Below are 20,431 nucleotides of genomic sequence, written 5' to 3'. Positions count from 1 at the left end.
CGGAGGACTGCCGGGCCGGAGCTCCTCCGCTGCAATTCAGGGAACCGCGCGCTGCGGCTCAGGCGTCGGACTGCCCCGGAGTCCCGGTCCCGCTTCCGGACGTGGTCCGGGAGCCCGCCGGTCCTCCCTGCAGGGACGGGGCATCAGACTGGTCGCCCTGTCCTCCGGCCGACGCCGCGGCGCGCTCGCGCTCGCGCTCCAGCCGGACCGCTTCCTCGCCGCCGATCGCCTCGCCGCGCGCGACCATCCCCGCAGTGTCGGACAGCGGGATCTCCCGCAGCAGGAGCGCGAGGATCAGGGCGAGGACGAGGAACGGCACCAGGTACAGGAAGACCGGAGCGAGCGACTCGGCGTAGTCGCTCACGACGGCGTCGCGCACCTGGTCCGGCAGGGCGTTCAGGGCGGCGGGATCGAGCCTGGACGTCGCCTGCCCTGCTGCTTCCGGGCTGGCACCGAAGGAGGCGAACGTCGCGTTCAGCCGCTCCGAGAGGCGGCTCGTGAAGATGGCGCCGAAGACGGCGACGCCGAGGGACGCGCCCACCTCGCGGAAGTAGTTGTTGGTGCTGGTCGCGACGCCGACCATGGTGGGGGCCACCGAGTTCTGCACCACGAGCACGATGACCTGCATGATGAGGCCGAGACCCGCGCCGAAGAAGAAGAGCATGGTGCAGATGACCCAGATGGGCGTGGTCGCGGCCAGGGTGGACATCCAGAGCAGCGTCACGAGCGTCAGCGAGACGCCGATGATCGGGTACTTGCGGTACCGGCCGGAGCGCGAGATGGCGATACCGGAGAAGATCGAGGTGCCCATGAGGCCCACGATCATCGGGACGAGGAGCAGGCCGGACACCGCGGCCGAGGTGCCCGACGCCATCTGCAGGAAGGTGGGCATGAAGGCCAACGCGGCGAACATGCCGAGGCCCAGCGTCAGGCCGATACCGGTGCTGGTGACGAAGGTCCGGTTGCGGAAGAGTCCGAGCGGAATGATGGGGTCCTCCGCGCGGCGCTCCACCAGCACGAAGGCGATGCCGGCAAGGACCATGCCCGCGCCGAAGGTCCAGGTGAGCGGGGAGGTCCAGCCCTCGGCCGCGTCGCCACCGAAGTCCGTGAAGAAGATCAGGCAGGTCGTGGCGATGGACAGCAGCACGACGCCGGGGATGTCGATGCGCCGGGTGGCCTTCTTGGAGGGGAGGCGCAGCGTGAACCAGGCGATCGTGAAGGCCGCGATGCCGACGGGGATGTTGATGTAGAAGGCCCAGTTCCAGGTCAGGTGGTCCACGAAGTAGCCGCCGAGAAGGGGACCGGCGACGGCGCTGAGGCCGAAGATGCCGCCGAGGGGGCCCATGTACTTGCCGCGCTCGTTGGCAGGCACGATGTCGGCGATGATCGCCTGGGACAGGATCATCAGGCCGCCGCCGCCCAGGCCCTGGATGGCGCGGAAGACCACGAAGGCCCAGAAGTCGGTGGCGAAGGCGCACCCGATGGAGGCGACAGTGAAGAGCGCGATCGCGAAGAGGAACAGGTTCCGGCGTCCGAGGACGTCGCCGAACTTGCCGTAGATCGGCATGACGATCGTGGTGGCGAGGAGGTACGCCGTCGTGATCCAGGTCTGGTGCTCGACGCCGCCGAGCTGGCCCACGATGGTGGGCATCGCCGTGGAGACGATCGTCTGGTCGAGGCTGGAGAGCAGCATCCCGGCGATGAGCGCCGAGAAGATGATCCAGATGCGCCTCTGGGTCAGGAGGAGCGGGCCGTCCGGCGCCGTCGTGGTGCTCATGCTGGTTCCTGGTTCTGGGAGGGTCGGTCGGGGAGGACCTGGGGGCTGGAGGAGGTGAAAAGGGAGTGCAGGGCGTCCATGTTGCGGCGGAAGACCTCCGCGTAGCTCAGGTCGTTGCCCTCGGCGAAGAACTCGTCCAGTGACCGGCGGAAGAGCTCTCCGAAGACGAGGACGGCGACGCGCGCGGTGGGGTGGCCCGCGGGCAGGCCTTCCCGCGTGGTGATCAGTTCGATCAGGACCTGGGATTTCGACTCGGCCTTCGCGAACATCCGGGCCAGGAGCTGCGGCTCCCGGTGGAGGACGGCGGACATCGTCTCGTACTCCTCACGCGAGATCCCGATCCTGCTGCCGAACGCGACGAACAGGGTGGTGAGCGCGTCGAGGAGGGGGCGGGGCGGATTCCCCCGGCCCGATGCGACGAAGTCGGAGAGCAGCTCCTCCGGGAGTCCCTCGTCGGAGGAGCCGAGCACGGCGTCCTCCTTCGAGGGGAAGTAGTTGAAGAACGTCCGGCGGGAGATGCCTACTTCGTCGCACAGCCGCTCGACCGTGAATCCGCTGAGACCGTGGTCGAGCGTCAGCCGCCGGGCAGCGGAGACGAGGGAGGCCCTCGTCTGTCGGCGCTTGCGCTCCCGCAGCCCGGGCTCGCTATTTGTTGCACTTATCATCACAGAGTACATATTTGCACTAGGGGACCTATGGTGCAAATTTAGCTTCGGCAGGCAGAGAAAAGGAGGGCGCACCGGATGGTGCGCCCTCCCCGGACGGGTGCCGGCTGCGGTCAGGCCTGCGGCGGACGCGTCATCGACAGGACGTCGAGGGCGGAGTCCAGCTGCTCCTCGGTGAGTTCACCGCGCTCCACGAAGCCGAGCGCGACGACGGCTTCGCGGACGGTGAGGCCCTCGGCCACGGCCTTCTTCGCGATCTTGGCCGCGTTCTCGTAGCCGATGTACTTGTTCAGCGGCGTCACGATCGAGGGGGAGGCCTCCGCCAGGAAGCGCGCACGCTCGACGTTGGCGGTGATCCCGTCGATCATGCGGTCGGCCGAGACCCGCGTCGAGTTGCTGAGCAGGCGGATGGACTCGAGCACGTTGCGGGCGATCACGGGGATGCCGACGTTCAGCTCGAAGGCACCGTTCGTCCCCGACCAGGCCACTGTGGCGTCATTGCCGACCACCTGGGCGCAGACCATGAGGACGGCTTCGGCGATGACCGGGTTGACCTTGCCGGGCATGATCGACGAGCCGGGCTGCAGGTCGGGGAGTGCGATCTCGCCCAGACCGGTGTTGGGGCCGGACCCGAGCCAACGGAGGTCGTTGTGGATCTTGGTGAGGGAGACGGCGATGGTGCGCAGCATGCCCGAGACCTCGACGAGGGCGTCGCGGTTGGCCTGGGCCTCGAAGTGGTCGCGTGCCTCGGTGAGGGGGAGCCCGGTGTCCTCGGCGAGGAGTTCGATGACGCGTGCCGAGAAGCCGGCCGGGGTGTTGATGCCGGTGCCGACGGCCGTGCCGCCCAGGGGGACCTCCGCGACGCGGGGCAGCGACGCCTCGATGCGCTCGATGCCGTAGCGGACCTGCGCCGCGTAGCCGCCGAACTCCTGGCCGAGGGTGACGGGTGTGGCGTCCATGAGGTGCGTGCGGCCGGACTTCACCACGGTGCTGAATTCCTCGGCCTTGCGCTCCAGCGCCTCCGCGAGGTGTGCCAGGGCCGGGATGAGGTCCTTGACGAGTGCGGACGTCGCCGCCACGTGGACGGACGTCGGGAAGACGTCGTTGGAGGACTGCGACGCGTTCACGTGGTCGTTGGGGTGGACCGAGGCCGAGCTGCCGGCGGCTTCGAGCGCCCGGCTGGCGAGGGTCGCGATGACCTCGTTGGCGTTCATGTTCGAGGACGTCCCCGAACCGGTCTGGTAGATGTCCACGGGGAAGTCGCCGTCGTACCGGCCCGAGGCGACCTCCTCGGCTGCCGCCTCGATGGCCCGCGCACGCTCTTCGTCGAGCACGCCGAGTTCGGCGTTGGCCGTCGCGGCGGCCTTCTTGATGCGGGCGAGCGCCTCGATGTGCGCGCGCTCGAGGGTGGTTCCGGAGATCGGGAAGTTCTCGACGGCGCGCTGCGTCTGGGCCCGGTACAGGGCGTTGACCGGGACGCGCACCTCGCCCATGGTGTCGTGTTCGATGCGGTACTCCGCATCCTCCGTGCCGGGCGTCGCGCCGGTCGTGGAGCTGGGTTCAGGGCTGGCTGCAGGCGTTGGAGTCATGCGGCAATTCTCACCGCTGGCGCTACAGTGCGCCAAATCCTGACACGAGCACGGCCTTGCCCTCGTCCAGGCGGTAGGAGACGCCGATGACGGCGACGGACCCGTTCTCCACGGCCTCCGCGATCACCCGCGAGCTGTCGACGAGCCGCCCCGCGGTCTGCTTCGTGTGCTCGATGACGGTCGTGTTGATGTCGGTGATGCCGGCCCTGCGCGCCGTGAGGACCGACGGCGTGATGCGCTCCACGAGGTCACGGATGAACCCGACGGGCATCTCCCCGGTCTCGACGGCGTTGACGGTCGCGGTGACGGCTCCGCAGCTGTCGTGTCCGAGGATCACGATCAGCGGCACGCCCAGGACGCTGACGCTGTACTCGAGCGAGCCGAGGACGGCGTCGTCGATCACCTGGCCGGCCGTCCGCACCACGAAGACGTCGCCGAGGCCGAGATCGAAGATGATCTCCGCCGCCAGGCGCGAATCCGAGCAGCCGAAGATGACGGCGAACGGGTTCTGGTTGTTCACGAGCGCGGTCCGGCGGGAGGCATCCTGGTTGGGATGCGAGACGTCGGAGGCGACGAACCGGGCGTTGCCCTCCTGGAGTCGGCGCCATGCCGCGGCTGGAGTCAGTTGCTGTGTCACGCCGACCACTGTACTGGGCCCGGCCGTTCTCACCCGTCCGTGTCGGAAGATGACAGGCGCTCGGCCTCCTCGGCGGCATTCTGCCGCACGTCCTCGATGACGGCTGCGCCCATGGTGTCGAACTCGGTGAGGGAGGCCTCCCCGTTCAGGATGACGGTCGCGCCGTCGATGTCGGACGTCAGCACCGTGTCACCGTTCGGCGCGTCCAGGAGTTCCCACTCGAGGCCGCCGATGGTCCGTGTGCCGGACACCTGCGCGTCGCCGATCCGCTGGGCGACCCAGGTGGGGTTGGCGTCGTCGGTCTGGGTGAGCTGGATGAAACCGCTGTCCGAGGTGAGGAATCCCGCCTCCCAGAAATCCACGCTGTCGCTGCGGCCGGTGACCCAGCGGGCGTAGTTGGAGGACCAGCCCTCGGGAAGGTCCGGTGAGGCCGGAAGGTAGCCGGCGTCGCCCGCGGCCTGGCGCGCCACGGTCTCGACGTCGATGTCGCGCTTGTACGTCTCGGCGGTGTAGGTGGGGTTCAGGAAGTAGACGGGCAGGACGACGGCGATGGTCGCCCCGGTGGCGATCAGCATGCCGCGGGCGGTCGAGCTGGCACGCTTCGCCTGGCTCGGCGTGAGCGTGATGGGAGGCGCGTCGTCGTACAGGTCGTCGTCCCGGGCTGGATCGGGACGGGGGCTGCCGACCGGCCGTTCGACGGCGTGTCCGCCGGCATGCTGCACGCCGGAGCCTGCCTCGGTTCCCGGGGTCGGCCGCTCTTCGCCTGAATTGCTCACCCCTCCATTTTCGCTGATGCGGGCCCCGCCACCTAACCGGAAGGGGCTTCATCGACGGGCACGTATGCAGTATCACAGGGACGACGGCGCCCGGCCCGCCTATGATGACAGCACGGACAGGTACGCCCGCGCAGTGCCTGAACACCTTCGACGATGAGGATAGACGTGTCCCAGAACGCTAAGAATGCCCAGTACTCGACACTGTCACCGGCTCTGGCCGTCGGGGACGACGAACCGGACCGGAACCTCGCGCTGGAGCTCGTCCGCGTCACGGAGGCCGCGGCCATCGCGGGCGGCCACTGGGTCGGCTTCGGCGACAAGAACCTCGCCGACGGTGCCGCGGTCGACGCCATGCGCTCGCTCCTGCAGACCGTCCACTTCAACGGCGTCGTGGTGATCGGTGAGGGCGAGAAGGACGAGGCGCCCATGCTGTTCAACGGTGAGCGCGTGGGAGACGGCAGCGGACCCGAGTGCGACGTCGCCGTCGACCCGATCGACGGGACCCGCCTGACCGCCCTGGGCATCAACAACGCGCTCGCCGTCCTCGCGGTCGCGGAGCGCGGCTCGATGTTCGACCCGTCCGCGGTGTTCTACATGGAGAAGCTCGTGACCGGGCCGGAGGCCGCCGACATGGTGGACCTGCGCCTGCCCGTGAAGCAGAACCTGCACCTCATCGCGAAGGCGAACAACAAGAAGGTCAGCCAGCTCAACGTCATGATCCTCGACCGCGACCGGCACAAGCCGCTCGTGGAGGAGATCCGTGCGGCCGGCGCGCGCACCAAGTTCATCATGGATGGCGACGTCGCCGGAGCCATCGCAGCGGCCCGCGAGGGCACCGACGTCGACGCCCTCATGGGCATCGGCGGCACGCCAGAGGGCATCGTCGCGGCGTGCGCCATCAAGTCCCTGGGCGGCGTCATCCAGGGTCGCCTCTGGCCCACGAGCGACGAGGAGAAGCAGAAGGCCCTCGACGCCGGCCACGACCTCGACCGCGTGCTCTCGACCAACGACCTCGTGACGAGCGACAACTGCTACTTCGCGGCGACCGGCATCACCGACGGCGACCTGCTGCGCGGCGTCCGCTACAGCAAGGACAAGGTCCTGACGCAGTCGATGGTCATGCGCTCCAAGTCCGGCACCATCCGTGTGGTCGACGGCGAGCACCAGGCCCACAAGTGGGAGACGTACGCCCGCATCAAGGAGTAGGAGCACGGCGGGCGCGCCGCCCGGGAACGGACGGGCGGTGCGCCCCTATAGGCTGGTCGGATGACCCTCTCCGTATCGCCCTGCTTCGACCGTGCCCTGTGGGACACCACCGTCAACCAGCTGGGAGGCCACCCCCAGCAGCTGTGGGGATGGGGCGAGACGAAGGCGGCGCACGGCTGGAGCGCCGACCGCGTGATCGTCGCCGAGGACGGCGTGGTCGTCGGTGCGGCGCAGATCGTCTGCAGGTCCCTGCCGCTTCCGCTGCGGAACCTGGCCTACATCCCGCGCGGCCCCCAGACTGCCCCGGGGCGCGAGATCGAGGTGCTCGAGGCCGTCGCCGGCTATGTCCGCGCTGCCCACCGCTCGGTCGCACTGTCCATCGAACCGGACTTGGACGCCGCAAGCGATGCGGTGCGCGCGCTGCCTGCCGCCGGCTGGAAGGCGAGCACGAACACCATCCTCATCGGACGCACGCTCATCCTCGACCTGAGCCGGTCGGAGGACGAGCTGCTGGCCGACATGACCAAGAAGCACCGCCAGTACATCCGGAAGTCCGGGCGGGAGGGCCTCGAGATCCGGCGGGTCGTCCGGAGCGAGATCGGCGCGTGCCTCGACGTCTACCGGCTGACGGCGGAGCGTGCCGGGTTCGGCATCCACGAGGACTCCTACTACCTCGACATCTTCGACAACCTCGGTGACGCCTCGCCGGTGTATGCGGCGTTCTCCGGGCACGACGTCGTCGCCTTTTTGTGGCTGTCGGCGACGGACACCACGGCCTTCGAGCTCTATGGCGGCATGACGGACGAGGGTGAGCGCCTGCGCGCGAACTACGCCCTCAAGTGGTTCGCGATCTCCGAGATGAAGGCGCGCGGCGTGGTGCGCTACGACTTCAACGGACTGCTCAACGACGGGGTTTCCAAGTTCAAGATGGGGTGGGCGAAGCACGAGGACCAGCTCGCGGGTACCTGGGACCTGCCGCTCTCGCCGTTCTACCCGCTGTTCAGCCGTGCGCTGCCGGTCGCAAAGCGCAGTATGCAGGTTGCGCGCCGGCAGGCCGGGCGGGTCCTCGGCGTAGTGCGGCAGGTGCGGGCGGGCCGCTCCTGATCGCCGGCGCCTGGCCTTCGGGGCGACCCGTTCCTGGAGCGCCGGTGCCTGGTCCTCGGGGCGAGCCGCTCCTAGAGCGTCGGTGTCCCGCCGCCGGTCGTGACGGCGAAGGCCAGCACGGGGCCGTCCGTCGCGCCGTGCTCGTCGGCGGCTGGACGCACGACGAGCGGCGCCTCCCCAGCAGCGACGAAGGCGCTGCCGCCGCGGGGGACCTCAAGGGTCGAGTTGGGGGTGTCCAGCAGGATCGGCCCGCTGACCGCCAGCACCAGCACGGGACCGTTCTGCAGCACGGGGACGTGCGCCGGGGTGAGGCTCTCGCCGGCCGGCAGCGGGCTGTCCTCGTGGCCGTTGTCCGCGCCGTCCGCCGGTTCGCCCTGCGGTCCCGCCGCAGGGTCGCCCAGCACGATCCGCTGGAGCTGGAACTCCTCGAACGGTGGGCGGTACAGCTCCTGGTCGAGGAGCGTGTACTCGGGCGCGAGCGCGGGTGGTGCGATGGGCTCGAAGACCACGGTGGAGAGCAGTTCGGCCGTGTCGACATGCTTGGGCGTCAGGCCGCCGCGCAGCACGTTGTCCGACGACGCCATCACCTCGATCCCCAGGCCCTGGAGGTAGGCGTGGATGTTCCCGGCGGGCAGGTAGAGGGCCTCCCCGGGCCGGAGCGAGACGCGGTTGAGCAGCAGCGCGACGAGCACCCCCGGGTCGCCCGGGTACTGCGCGGACAGCTCGGCGACGGTCGCGAGATCGGCCGCCACGGCGTCCGCCTCTCCGGCGCTGGTGGCCTGGGCCGGACCCGTTGCGCCGGCGACGGCTGCCACCACGGCGTCAACGGCCTCCGGTGCCGCCTCGAGCAGCAGGGTGAAGGCGGACCGCAACGCCGAGTCCGCGCCGGACGAAAGCTGGGCTGCGACGGAGTCGAGGAGTTCATGGGTCCATGAGCCGGGCTCGACGGCGGACGCGAGGGCCGTGAAGGTGCGCAGGGCCTCGGACAGCGGCCTGAATCCGCACAGCGCCTCGAACGGGGTGAGCGCGTAGATCATCTCGGGCTTGTGGTTCCGGTCCCGGTAGTTGCGGTGCGGGGCGTCCCGCGGAACACCGGCGGATTCCTCGGCGTCGTAGCCTGCAGCGGCCTGTTCCAGGCTCGGATGCACCTGGAGGGACAGGGCCGAGCCTGCGGCGAGGACCTTGAGCAGGAAGGGGAGGCGGCCGTCGAAGCGCGCTGCCGTCGCCTCGCCGAGGAGCCCCTCGGGGTCCTCGGCGATCAGGTCCGCGAGGCTGCGCCGGCCGCCGTCCGGCTGAACGGCCTGCGAGGGCGAGTCGGGGTGGGCGCCGACCCACAGCTCGGCCTCGGGCCCGCCGGACGGCTCCCGTCCGAGCAGCTCGGCGATCGCGCGTTCCGAGCCCCACGCGTAGGGGCGAAGGGTGTTGTCCAGGAGGTACATCGTCGGATCCTTCGGCTGGGGGTGGTCGGGCGTACGGGCCGGGCGGGGTCAGGCGGGGGAGCACTCGCCGTTGTTCGCCAGGAGCTCGCCGAGGGTGGCGTCGTCACCGATGGTGGCGAGTTCCTGCAGGTATTCCTCGGTGATGCCGTCGTCCGTGGTCTGTGCCGGCAGTTCCTCCACGAGCGCCGCACGGTCGAGCTGCAGCGGGCCCGCCGCGCCCGGTTCTGCGGAGCCCTGCGCCAGGGTCTGCTGCACCCGGCTGTGGATGCGGTCGAAGTCGGGGTAGGTCACGAAGTTCTCCGCAGGCGTGCCGAAGTCCGGGGGGCCAATGGTCAGGCGACGGGTCTGCTGGCCCTTCGCCTTCAGCCCGAGGTCCACGAAGCTCGCCAGCTGGTCCTGGGGGATGTCCGTCTCGACGATCTGGGTGCCGGCAGCCGCGATGGACTGGAACCGGGTCAGCACGGTGGCGGGATCGAGCTGGGCGATCATGGCCTGCTGGACGCACTGCTGGCGCGAGATGCGGTCGTAGTCCGTCACGAACTCGCGCGACCTCGCGTACCAGAGGGCATGGTAGCCGTCGAGCGTCTGGACCCCCGGCTTGATCCACCCGTCGGGCGGGTAGTGGCGGATGGGGTCCGTGCCGGGGATCTCACCGGCCGTGATCGGAACCCAGCCGCCTGCATCGATCCTGATGCCGCCCATCGCGTCCACCAGCTTCTCGAAGCCGTTCATGTCGACGAGGAGGTAGGCCTGGACCTCGATCCCGAGGACGCCGCTCGCGGCGTCCATCATCGCCTCGGCGCCCGGGTCCGCAGCGCCCGGGTACAGATCGGCGTAGTTCTGGGTCACGTCGGTGTAGAGGCTGTTGATGATGCAGGGGTCTCCGCAGTTGTACCCGTCGGGGTAGGCCTCCCAGAGGGGGGAGTCGTCGGAGAACTGTGCGTTCTGGAAGTTGCGGGGGATGCTGAAGGTCACCGTCGAGCCCGTCTCGGCATCGACGCTGATGACCGAGATGCTGTCGGGCCGCCGGCCCGTGCGGTCCTCGCCGGCGTCCCCTCCCATGAGCAGGAAGTTGTACCGTCCGTCCACGGGGTCGAACGCCGGGCCGGTCTGGAAGATCGACCCCACCGTCGACCGGCCGACCCCGAGCACGTAGGCGCCGTAGGCCAGGGATCCGCTGGTGATCGCCATGAGCAGGACCAGGGTGCCGGCCACGAGGGGACGTATGCCGCGGTCGAGCAGGGGCATCCTGATCAGACGCAGGGTGTTGATGAACAGCAGGGCCCAGGCCGCGGCCATGCCCAGCAGTGCGACGATCAGCAGGAGGGACCACCAGCGGTGGGTGACGACGCCGACGGCCAGGCTGCGGTTGGTCAGGGCGAGGACCAGTCCGAGGAGGACGAGCGCCCAGCAGGTGAAGGTGGTCCTCAGCGCCCGGCGGCCCAGCCGGCGGTCGCCGGCGACCACCTGCGCGGACCCCGGCAGGACGAGGGTCAGAGCCAGGAGGACGAAGGCCCGCTTCGTGCGGACCGCGGGTGATGCGGCCTCCGGGTACCTCACGGGATTGGTGAGGCCGGTCGTGCCCTCGCCCTCCGTGCCCTGCACGCGCGTGCCGGTCATCATGACTTCTCGGCGGTCGAGGCCGCGATGCGGTCGCGAAGGGCCGCGCCCTTGTTCTCCGCGGTCTCCCGGAGCGCGCCCGCGAACTCGACGAGCTGCCTGCGCAGGACCTGCGCCTGCTCGTCCGTGCCGGCCGCGAGCATCCGGACGGCAAGGAGGCCGGCGTTGCGGGCCCCGCCGATCGACACCGTCGCGACGGGAACGCCTGCCGGCATCTGCACGATCGACAGCAGGGAGTCCATGCCGTCGAGGTAGCGCAGGGGGACTGGCACGCCGATCACGGGGAGCGGAGTCACGGAGGCGAGCATGCCGGGGAGGTGCGCTGCTCCGCCGGCGCCGGCAATGATCACACGCAGGCCCCGCTCGTGCGCGGTCCGGCCGTACTCGATCATGGCGGTGGGCATGCGGTGCGCGGAGACGACGTCGGCCTCATAGGGGATGGAGAACTCGGCCAGCGCCGCCGCTGCGGCCTCCATGACGGGCCAGTCCGAATCCGAGCCCATCACAAGGCCCACCTGAGCGTTCGTCACTGCATTCCTCCGGTTGATCCTTGGTAATCCTGCGTATTCCGGGCGATCCCCGTCCGTCGGTCCCGGCCGGTCGATCCGTCGGTCCTGGCGAGGTCGTCAGGCGCCGTCGCGGAGTATCGCGGCAACCCTCGTGGCCCGGGCCCGGACGGCTTCGAGCGGTTCCTCCGGGGCCGCCAGCGCATTGACGTGTCCGATCTTGCGGCCGGGACGCACGTCCTTGCCGTAGAAGTGCACTTTAGCCGATGGTCCTGAGGACAACGCCGACTGGTACGCCGCGTAGATGTCGAGGTTCGGTCCGCCGAGGATGTTCTTCATCACGGTGTGCCGGCCCACGGGGTCCGTCGCTCCCAGCGGCAGGTCGAGGACCGCGCGTAGGTGCTGCTCGAACTGGCCCGTCACGGCGCCGTCCATGGTCCAGTGGCCCGAGTTGTGGGGACGCATGGCGAGCTCGTTGACCAGGTACCCGGCACCGAGGCCGGGCGTCTCGAACAGTTCGACGGCCATGACGCCGGTGACATCGAGGCTCTCGGCGAGGCGGAGCGCGGCTGCGGTGACGGCAGCGGCGACGTCCTCGGGCAGGTCCGGTGCGGGTGCGATCACCTCGTCGCAGACGCTGTTCACCTGGATCGACTCGACGACCGGCCACGTCACGGCTTGGCCGGACGGACGGCGCGCCACCAGCACGGAGAGCTCACGGCTGAACGGGACGAACTGCTCCACCAGCAGCTCCCCGCCGGTGAACCAGGACTCCGCGGCCGCGAGCCCGTCGGCGTCGCGCAGGACGAGGACCCCCTTGCCGTCGTACCCGCCGCGGGGGGTCTTCAGGACCACGGGCCATCCCGTCTCCGCCGCGAAGGCCTCGACGTCGGACGTGCCGCTGACGGCCCTCCATCGGGGATTCGGCAGGCCCAGCTCCTCCACGGCCCGTCGCATCACCAGTTTGTCCTGGGCGTGGCGCAGCGCAGCCGGTGAGGGATGGATGGCGACGCCCTCGCGGGCGAGCTCGTCGAGGAGCTCGCCCGGCACGTGCTCATGGTCGAAGGTCACGACATCGACCCCGGCGGCGAACGCCCGCAGGGTCTCGGGGTCGCGGTAGTCGCCCACGCTCGAGTGGGCCACGGCGGCCACCGCGGACACGTCGGGTCCCTCGGCGAGGACGTGGAGCGTGAGCCCGAGTTCGACTGCGGGACCGGCCATCATGCGCGCGAGCTGGCCGCCGCCGACCACGCCTACTACTGGAAAAGTCACCATCACAGGGTACCTACCGAGCGGGCCGCTCCCGGCATCGCTCCCGGGCCGCACCTCCTCCGGGCAGCCGCGGGCACCTCCGCTACCACGGATTCCCGGCGGACTCTCAGGCTGCCGGAGTCCGTCCGGCAACCCTGCAGTAGCACACACACCGTAAAATAGGACGAAACACGCCATGCAAAGGTCAGCCGGGGTGGCTCGCTCTGCTGGCCCCTGTCGCGGTTGGTCCTGCAATCGCCGGGGTCTCCCCCCGGGATTCACGGCGTTCTCATTCAGACCGTGGAGGTTGCAGTGGCAGGACTGATGGATCGGATGCGGGGCCTCGCGTCCCTTTTCTGGCGCGAAGTCGCGAAGTTCGGTGCCGTCGGCGGAGTGGCCTTCGTCATAGACAACGGCCTGTACTGGTACCTGATCCACGGTCCCATGAGCGGTAGTGAGGTGAAGGCCCGCTTCGTCTCCGCCGGCGTCGCGACGATCTTCGCCTGGGTGGCGAACCGCTACTGGACCTTCCGGCACCGGCGGCAGCCCAACGCCGCCCGCGAGCTCGTCATGTTCATCTTCATCAACGTCATCGGCATGGGCATCGCGGCCGGCTGCGTCTGGGTCGCCAAGTACGTCTTCGACGTCACGGAGCCGAGCCCCCTCTTCCTGGTCGGTATCTTCGGCACCGCGCTCGCCACCCTGGTGCGCTTCGTCGCCTACCGCTTCTGGGTCTTCAGCGCCGAGCTCGACGCCGAGCCCGAGTTCAGCCACGACCAGGAGATCCTCCACCCGCACAGCGCGGAGTCGGGCGATCACCCGGTCGCGGCGGGCGAGCCGGCCGACGGACCGGTCGACATGCCCGTCGAGGCGGCCGAGCCGGTCAGGCAGTCCCCAGCCGGCCCGTGACCCGTTCGCCGGCCAGCAGACGGTCGGTCACGGGGACGCCCTCTTCCACGAGGACGAGCGTGCCGTCCTGCTGCCATACGGCGAGGGCGGCAGCGAGCACGCGCAGGAGGTCCGTTCCCGGTTCGAGGAGCACGGTGGGAGCGTCACCGGAGCTACCGGAGTCCCCGGCGGGCGGCAGCGTCACGAGGCCCGCGAGGTCCGCGGCCGCCAGGGACCGGCCGCCGGTGGAGACGAGCGGGGCGTCGCCGGCGCCGGGCTCTCCGAGGTAGACGTCGCCGTGGGAGCGGACCTCCGCCGCGAAGTCCACTGCACCCCGGGGCAGCGGACCGTCCCACCGGAGCGCGAGGGACCCGAGCGCCACGCACACGAGCAGGCGGGGCGGGGCGACGTCGGCGCCCTCGTGCGACGACAGGACGATGTCGGCCCCCTGCGGGTGCCCGGGGGAGACCGGGGGAGCAGGGTCGGGGAGGACTCCGTCCTGCAGGACGGTGACGGCGCCGACCTGCCAGCACGCGAAGGCGAGCGCCACGGATTTCCAGTGGACGGGGAGGTCGAACTCGACGAGGGTGCCGCCGGCCGCGTCGAGTTCGTCCGCGAGGAGGTTCGAACTCTTGGCCACCCAGTTGTCGAACACGCGCCCCGACAGCTCGATCCGGCCGTCCCGGCCGTGCCAGACGAGACGGGGCGAGGAGGGATGGACGGACCGCAGCCTGGCCAGGAGCCCTGCAGGTGTCTGTGGCATGATGGCCCTTCCGTTCTGGGCGGCCGGACTACTCGGGTTCGCCACCAAAAGCAGGTAGTCGAACAGGTAGTCAAATCGGCGTGGCGCCCGTGAATGTCTGCTTCCGAGTCTATAAGATTCCCTCCCCGCTTGACGGGTCGGACTTACACACGTGTAATTAGCTCATCGGATTTGTTCCAGCAGCGGGGCGCGAGGGTCGACCCATGCTGATGTTGGAACGGCAACACCGGGAAGGCTGACATGGGGCAGGCAGAACGCATTCAGGAACGACCAGACATCGCAGCGCAGGCCTCGGCCCGCTACGGCTCACGGGGCGTTCCTGCCGACTGGTTCCTGGACCCCGCAGACCCCCTGGCAGGGGAGCGGTACCGTGAAGAGACCCGCTCCGTGCTCGAGGACCAGGCAACGGCCTTCCTCGCCGCGCATGAGGCGCTGACCTCACTCCCCGACGTCGAGGACCGTCCGAGCAGCCTGTTCGTCCTGCCCAGCCTGGATCCGGAGACCTCCGGCATCCTGCCGGACGAGCTCGAGGACGCACGGCCGCACTCGGCCCCCGCCGGGCAGCCGGCCTGGGTCGGCCTGCCGCTGGTGCCGGGCAACCCGGACGACGACGGCGAACTCTCCTGGCAGGCCGACGCGCTGTGCGCGCAGACGGACCCGGAGGCGTTCTTCCCCGAGAAGGGCGGCTCCACCCGTGACGCCAAGAAGGTCTGCGGCGCCTGCATCGTGAAGTCCGAATGCCTCGAGTACGCGCTGGAGAACGACGAGCGCTTCGGTATCTGGGGTGGCCTCTCCGAGCGCGAGCGGCGCAGATTGCGGAAGCGAGCAGTCTGATTCAGCTCCACCTCCGTGTCGCCGCCATCGTCGTAGCCCACAATGGCGCCTCGTACCTCCCGCGAACACTGGAAGCCCTCGAACGCCAGACCCGCCCCGCCGACTTCTGCGTCGGCGTCGACAGTGGATCGACGGACGGTTCCGCCTCCATCCTCCAGCTCCAGCTGCCGGCCGGGAGCCCGGTGGTCGGAGCGCCTGTGCGGGCCGGATTCGGCACCGCGGTGCGGACCGCTGTCGCCGAGATCCCTGCACCCCGGACCTCGGAGGACGGGAGTACGCAGCACTGGCTCTGGCTCCTCCATGACGATTCCGCACCCGAGCCCGACGCGCTCGCCGAACTCCTCCTCGCCGTGGAGCGTGCGCCCTCGGTGACTGTCGCGGGAGCGAAGCAGGTGGCCTGGGACGACCCCCGCGAACTCGTGGACGTCGGTCTGTCCATCAGCAGGTGGGCCGAGCGCCTCACGCTCATCGATGTCGACGAGCACGACCAGGGGCAGTACGACGCCCGGAGCGACGTCTTCGCCGTCAACTCCGCGGGAATGCTCGTGCGCCGGGACGTGTGGGACGCCCTCGGCGGATTCGACCCCGCCTTCCACGGAGTGGGCGACGACGTCGACCTGTGCTGGCGGAACCGCCTCGCGGGCAACCGGGTGGTGGTGGTACCCCACGCCGTCCTGCGCCACGCGAGTTCCCGGCCGCATCCTGCGTCCACCCCCCATGCCGCCCGTGCCGCCGAGGTGTACCTCCGGCTCAAGCATGCGGCCCCGTGGATCGTGCCCTTCCTGGCTGTCGGAGCCGTGCTCGGGGGCCTGGTCCGGTTCCTCCTGGGGCTCCTGGCGAAGGACCCCGCGCACGGCACCGGACAACTGCTCGGGAGCCTCGGCGGGGTCTTCCGGCCATTCCACCTCCTGCGGTCCCGCCGCTCCGCCGCCCGTAGCAGGACACTGCCCCGGTCGATCGTCCTGTCCCTGGTGACCTCCCGCCGCGACGTCTGGTCCCACCGCAGGTCCGTCCTCGACGCCTTCACCTCACGCGGGGGCTACAGCGGCCCGGAGGGACTGCAGGCCACGGAGGAGTACGTACCATCGGGCGACAGCCACGATGACTTCGCCGCACTCACAGCTCCCGCCCGGCCGTGGGTCGGGGCGGGCGCCGTCGTCGCCGTCGTCGTGCTTCTGGCCGCGGCCCTCGTGGGCCTTCACCGGCTGGTCGGACCGCAGGCCCTCGTGGGCGGTGCGCTGCTGCCGGTGGCACAGACACCCGGTGCCGTCTGGGACAGCGCGACCGCATGGTGGACGGGCCTCGGCACCGGATCCGCCGCCCACGGTTCCCCGTTCACCTACGTCCTCTGGCTCCTCTCCCTGCTGGGACTGGGCTCGGCGAACACCGCCGTCGTCGTCACGATCGTCTGCGCCCTGCCGCTGGCGGGGCTCTCCGCATGGTTCGCCTCCGCGGCCTTCACGCGCTCGCGCGGCCTGCGCCTGTGGGCCGCCCTCTTCTGGGGAGCGGCACCCGCCCTGCAGGTGGCACTGGGCAGTGGGCGCCTCGGCGCCCTGATCGCCCACGTCCTGCTGCCGCTGGCGCTGCTCGGGATCGTCCGGGCGGTAGGGGGTGCGCAGGCGGCACGCGCGCTGCCCGAGGGCATCATCACGCCGGGCATCAACGGCACCCGGAGCTGGACCGCCGCGGCGGCCGCCGGGCTGGTCTTTGCCGTCGTCACCGCCTCCGCGCCGTCCCTTCTCCCTCTGGCGCTCGTCGGGCTCGCCCTCGCCCTGGTAGCGGGCCGACGCCGCGCCCGTACTCTGTGGTGGACGCTCCTGCCGGTCGTGGCGCTGCATCTGCCGTATGCCCTGTCAGCGCTGCGGAACCCACGCGGACTCCTCGGTGATCCCGGCGTCCCGGTTCCCTTCGCTTCGGCTGCCCCCTGGCAGCAACTCCTCGGTTTCCCCGTGTCCTTCCAGCCCCTGCTCCCGCCGGCATCGGCCGGCGGCCTCGGGGCGGGGCCGGCACTCGTGGCCGCCGTCGTCATCGGCGGGCCCGTTCTCGTGCTGGCGGCCGCCGCGCTGTTCAGCCGGGGCGGCCACCGCACCGCTGTGCGCTTCTTCTGGCTGGTCACGGTCCTCGCCCTCGCACTGGCGGCCGTTGCCCCGGCGCTGCCTGTCGCGGTGGCCGCAACCTCCCTGGTCCCGCCCTTCTCCGGTCCGCTCGTGTCGGTGATGTCCCTGTGCCTCCTGGCGGCCGGACTCTCGGGGCTGCCCGGTCCGCAGGACGGTGAGGCGCCCGCTGCACGTCCCGGCGCACGCCGTCGACCGGTGCGGATCGCGGGCGGCATCGTTCTCGCCGCAGGACCGCTGCTCAGCCTCGGCCTGTGGCTGGCACCCGAGCTCGCCGGTCCCCCCGCCGGAGCCGCCGAACCCGTGGTCCTCCCGGGGGCCCCGGCGGAGGAGGCGCCCGACACCGGGGCCGGGACCACCGATTTCGGCACAGGCCTCGTCCTCGAACCCGCAGCCGAGCGCCCCCTGCCCGCCACCGCCGCGGACCGGGGCATCGGACCCGACCGCACGCGAACGTTGGTCATCACCGTCGGCGACGACGACGACATCGTGGGCGCTTCCCTCATGCGCGGATCCGGGACTACCCTGGATGCGCTGAACCCGGTGGTCGCCGCCCGCACCCTGCAGGGAAGCGGGGACGCACTGCGCGAGGACAGCGAGTCCGCGCGGCTCCTCCGGACCACCGTCGCCGTGATCGTCGGCGCTACCGGTGCGGACCCGCGGGAGGACCTCCGCGACCTCGGCGTCGGGTTCGTGGTCCTCCGGGAAGCCGGCACCACGGGTGGCTTCCTCAGCGGCCGCATCGACTCCGTCCCGGGCCTCACAGCCGTGGGCGACACGGACGCGGGGCGGCTGTGGCGCGTCGCCCCTGTGCTCGACGACGGCACGGAGGACGCAGGCAACCGCACGGCACGCGTCCGGGTGGTCGACGCGGACGGCCGCACGGAGCAGCTGGTCGCGTCCGGAGCACTGGACGCACGAGGCACCATCGCGGCGGGGGCCGAGGGCAGGACCCTCGTCCTCGCCGAGGAAGCCGACCCCGGCTGGCAGGCGACCCTCGACGGGCGCAGGCTGCAGACGACGTCGGCAGGATGGCGCCAGGCCTTCGCACTGCCCGCCGACGGCGGAACGGTGGCGGTCTCCTACGTGAGTCCCTACCAGCCCTGGGCAGAGACCGCGCAGGCGATCATCCTCGGGCTCACCGTGCTCCTGGCGATTCCCATCCCGTCGCGACCGCGGGTCGTCCGGCCGCCGGGCGGCCGCCGCCCGAACTCCTCCGACCGGCGTCGTCCGTCGTACCCGGACGACCGGGCCGACCTGGCAGAACCCTCCGACCCGGCCGTCGTGACAGCCTCCTCCAACCGGGCCGACCTGACTGACCCGACCGCCCCGCCCGTCCTGACGGTCCCCTCCGACCGGACCGACCAGCCCGTCCCGGCGGACCCCTCCGATCCGACCACCGGGTCGCGCGCAGAGGCCGACGGCCTGGCGGACGATTCCCAGCCCGTGACCAGTGGAAGAGGCCGATCGTGAACCGGGGACGCAAGCGCGACAGAACGACGGCGAGCGCGGGATCCCAGGACCGCGGCACGGCGACGAGCGCGGGACTCCAGGACCGCGGCGGGCCCGGTGCCGAGACCCCGGAGTCCGTCGACAGCGCCGTCGCCGCCCGGGCAGTCGCCCGCGACAGGGCGGCAGGGACCGGCGCCGGCGCAGTGCGTCGGGCCCGGGTCGGTACCGCGGTCGGTGCGGCGACGGGCGTCCTCCTCCTTGCTGCGACAGCGGCCATCGCTTCGGGCACCGTCACGGATGCCCTTGTCCCGCCGTCCGACACCGCCCGCCCCGTGCCGGTGGCCGCAGTGCCGGCCGGCGACTACACCGCGGTCTGCCCCGCCCCGCCCCGCCTGCTCGAGGCAGCCATCGAGGGCGCGGATCCCGAGTTCAGCCCCGCGTCCGCCACCGCGAAGACGACCGTGTCCGGGATGGTGCTCAGTGACCTGAGTGCAACGCTGACCGGAAGCGGGCTGCTGCCGGTCGGCGGGGGCAAGCCGCTGTCACTCATCGAGGAGTTCGCGCCCGAGGCGTCCCTGGCGAAGCGTCCTGCAAGCAGTGGCACGGACGGCCTGACCAATCGCGTCGCCGGTGTCTCCCGAGGGGTCCGGGTCGCGGACGCCTCGGTCTTCCGCGCGCAGCCCCAGGGCGGCCTCACACCCGTTGCCGCAGCGACCTCCACCTACACCGCCGGTGACGGAGACCTCCGCGGGCTCGCCGCGACGGCCTGCCAGGTGCCCTCGAGCGACTTCTGGCTCGTCGGTGCCGCCACCGCCGTCGGCCAGTCCTCGGTCCTCCTGCTGACGAACCCGACCGGGACGCCGGCCGCTGTGACCCTCGAGCTGTACGGGCAGGACGGGCCCATCGAGGCAGCCGGCACGCGCGGGCAGCTGGTCGCGCCCGGCGAGACCCGCAGCATCGTCCTCGCAGCGCTGGCCGGCGACCAGGACCGCGTGGCCGTCCGCGTCCGCAGCGACGGCGGACGCATCGCAGGCGTCATCCAGCAGAGTGTCCTCCGCCGCCTCACGCCCGGCGGGGTGGAACTGCTCTCGCCCAGCGCCCCTGCCGGCACTGCCCAGGTGGTGCCCGGCGTCGTCGTCCAGGACTCCGCGACGGCGCGCCGTATCCGTGACCAGAAGGGATACGCCGCCGCCGCCCCTGAGCTGCAGGTGCTCGTACCCGGATCGAGCGACGCCGTCCTCGACATCAAGGTCTACGGCCCCGACGGGGAAGTCGAGCTGCCCGGCGGGGGAGTCGTGACGGCGACCGCCGGTTCCGTGGCCGCCGTGCCCCTGGCGTCCCTGCCCGAGGGCAGCTACACCATCGCCATCGCCTCCGACGTCTCGGTGGTGGCATCGGCGCGCGTTACGCGCGGCGTCGACGACGGCGAGCCCGTCGACCTCGCGTCGGCTCCCGCCGCCGTCCGCCTGGGGAGCGATTCCGCCATGGCCCTCGCCGAGGGTGTGGACACCGCCCTCGTGCTCGGCGCGCCGAGCGGCAGGGGCGAGGTCACGCTCACCCCCGTCGCCGCCGGTGGCGCACTCGGGACGCCGGTCGTGATCGGGATCGCGGGAGGCACCTCCGTGTCGGTACCGTCGTCGTCACTGGGCCGGGCACCTGCAGCCGTCCTCATCGCTGCGACGGGTGACCCGGTCTACGGTGCGCAGGTCATGACTCTTCCCGGGGCGCGGGCCGGGATCTCGGTGGCAGGCGTGCCGGCGGGCACCATGGGCCCGCTGAGCATCCCGGTGGAACTCGGCTACTAGCCGGG

At 71.0% G+C, this 20,431-nt stretch carries 16 protein-coding genes; 6 read left to right on the top strand and 10 right to left on the bottom strand.

The annotated features are described in order from the left end of the window. Positions 1-58 precede the first annotated feature (58 nt). From ACX80J_RS11585 to ACX80J_RS11565, 5 genes are all read right to left on the bottom strand, one after another. Positions 59-1,777 carry an MDR family MFS transporter gene (locus tag ACX80J_RS11585; protein ID WP_459347866.1) on the bottom strand — a complete coding sequence of 573 codons (1,719 nt, stop codon included), beginning with the start codon at positions 1,775-1,777 and terminating at the stop codon, positions 59-61. Next, positions 1,774-2,442 carry a TetR/AcrR family transcriptional regulator gene (locus ACX80J_RS11580; RefSeq protein ID WP_459347865.1) on the bottom strand — a complete coding sequence of 223 codons (669 nt, stop codon included), beginning with the start codon at positions 2,440-2,442 and terminating at the stop codon, positions 1,774-1,776. Before ACX80J_RS11580 ends, ACX80J_RS11585 begins: the two co-directional genes overlap by 4 nt. A 113-nt stretch (positions 2,443-2,555) precedes the next feature. After that, entirely contained in the window at positions 2,556-4,031 is a 1,476-nt protein-coding gene (locus tag ACX80J_RS11575) for a class II fumarate hydratase (RefSeq protein WP_459347864.1), read from the bottom strand. Positions 4,032-4,053: 22 nt separating this feature from the next. Continuing rightward, the gene (locus tag ACX80J_RS11570) at positions 4,054-4,668 is read right to left on the bottom strand and encodes a carbonic anhydrase (protein ID WP_459345131.1); all 615 of its coding nucleotides are present in this window, start codon (positions 4,666-4,668) and stop codon (positions 4,054-4,056) included. 29 nt (positions 4,669-4,697) lie between these two features. Next, positions 4,698-5,444, bottom strand: coding sequence for a DUF4245 domain-containing protein (locus ACX80J_RS11565; protein WP_459347863.1), 747 nt, complete (start codon positions 5,442-5,444; stop codon positions 4,698-4,700). 153 nt (positions 5,445-5,597) lie between these two features. Between ACX80J_RS11565 and glpX the strand changes: the two genes are divergently transcribed. Next, positions 5,598-6,650 carry a class II fructose-bisphosphatase gene (glpX, locus tag ACX80J_RS11560; RefSeq protein WP_087074845.1) on the top strand — a complete coding sequence of 351 codons (1,053 nt, stop codon included), beginning with the start codon at positions 5,598-5,600 and terminating at the stop codon, positions 6,648-6,650. Between the two features lie 60 nt (positions 6,651-6,710). Continuing rightward, positions 6,711-7,754 carry a lipid II:glycine glycyltransferase FemX gene (locus ACX80J_RS11555; protein ID WP_459347862.1) on the top strand — a complete coding sequence of 348 codons (1,044 nt, stop codon included), beginning with the start codon at positions 6,711-6,713 and terminating at the stop codon, positions 7,752-7,754. A 71-nt stretch (positions 7,755-7,825) separates the two neighbouring features. On the opposite strand, the gene manA is transcribed toward ACX80J_RS11555, so the two are convergent. The 4 genes from manA to ACX80J_RS11535 form a co-directional block, all read right to left on the bottom strand. Then, positions 7,826-9,193: a mannose-6-phosphate isomerase, class I gene (gene manA / locus ACX80J_RS11550; protein WP_459347861.1), complete on the bottom strand. Its 1,368-nt coding sequence runs from the start codon at positions 9,191-9,193 to the stop codon at positions 7,826-7,828. A 48-nt stretch (positions 9,194-9,241) separates the two neighbouring features. After that, on the bottom strand, positions 9,242-10,813 hold the full coding sequence (locus tag ACX80J_RS11545) for an LCP family protein (RefSeq protein WP_459347922.1): 1,572 nt from the start codon (positions 10,811-10,813) through the stop codon (positions 9,242-9,244). Further along, a complete protein-coding gene (gene purE, locus ACX80J_RS11540; protein ID WP_459345168.1) occupies positions 10,813-11,316 on the bottom strand; it encodes a 5-(carboxyamino)imidazole ribonucleotide mutase in 504 nt (167 codons plus the stop codon). Before purE ends, ACX80J_RS11545 begins: the two co-directional genes overlap by 1 nt. 123 nt (positions 11,317-11,439) lie before the next feature. After that, positions 11,440-12,594 (bottom strand): 5-(carboxyamino)imidazole ribonucleotide synthase, encoded by a 1,155-nt coding sequence (locus ACX80J_RS11535; RefSeq protein ID WP_459345135.1) that lies wholly within the window; start codon positions 12,592-12,594, stop codon positions 11,440-11,442. A gap of 309 nt (positions 12,595-12,903) precedes the next feature. On the opposite strand from ACX80J_RS11535, the gene ACX80J_RS11530 reads away from it, so the two are divergent. Then, complete coding sequence (locus tag ACX80J_RS11530; RefSeq protein WP_459345169.1) at positions 12,904-13,479, top strand: GtrA family protein; 576 nt, start codon at positions 12,904-12,906, stop codon at positions 13,477-13,479. On the opposite strand, the gene ACX80J_RS11525 is transcribed toward ACX80J_RS11530, so the two are convergent. Beyond that, positions 13,454-14,221: a TIGR03089 family protein gene (locus ACX80J_RS11525; RefSeq protein WP_459345136.1), complete on the bottom strand. Its 768-nt coding sequence runs from the start codon at positions 14,219-14,221 to the stop codon at positions 13,454-13,456. The two genes, ACX80J_RS11530 and ACX80J_RS11525, sit on opposite strands and share 26 nt — an antisense overlap. 240 nt (positions 14,222-14,461) lie before the next feature. On the opposite strand from ACX80J_RS11525, the gene ACX80J_RS11520 reads away from it, so the two are divergent. Genes ACX80J_RS11520 through ACX80J_RS11510 form a run of 3 tightly spaced genes read left to right on the top strand, consistent with a single transcriptional unit; the run spans position 14,462 to position 20,426 of the window. Continuing rightward, positions 14,462-15,055 (top strand): WhiB family transcriptional regulator, encoded by a 594-nt coding sequence (locus tag ACX80J_RS11520; protein ID WP_459345137.1) that lies wholly within the window; start codon positions 14,462-14,464, stop codon positions 15,053-15,055. After that, positions 15,034-18,642, top strand: coding sequence for a glycosyltransferase family 2 protein (locus tag ACX80J_RS11515; RefSeq protein WP_459347921.1), 3,609 nt, complete (start codon positions 15,034-15,036; stop codon positions 18,640-18,642). Before ACX80J_RS11520 ends, ACX80J_RS11515 begins: the two co-directional genes overlap by 22 nt. Continuing rightward, positions 18,639-20,426 (top strand): DUF5719 family protein, encoded by a 1,788-nt coding sequence (locus ACX80J_RS11510; RefSeq protein WP_459347860.1) that lies wholly within the window; start codon positions 18,639-18,641, stop codon positions 20,424-20,426. The genes ACX80J_RS11515 and ACX80J_RS11510 overlap by 4 nt, the downstream gene beginning before the upstream one ends. The last annotated feature ends 5 nt before the right edge of the window (positions 20,427-20,431 follow it).

The sequence above is a fragment of the Arthrobacter rhamnosi genome (assembly GCF_054510975.1).
The sequence above is the reverse complement of the archived record's forward strand: the minus strand, read 5'-3'. Positions and strand labels throughout refer to the sequence as shown.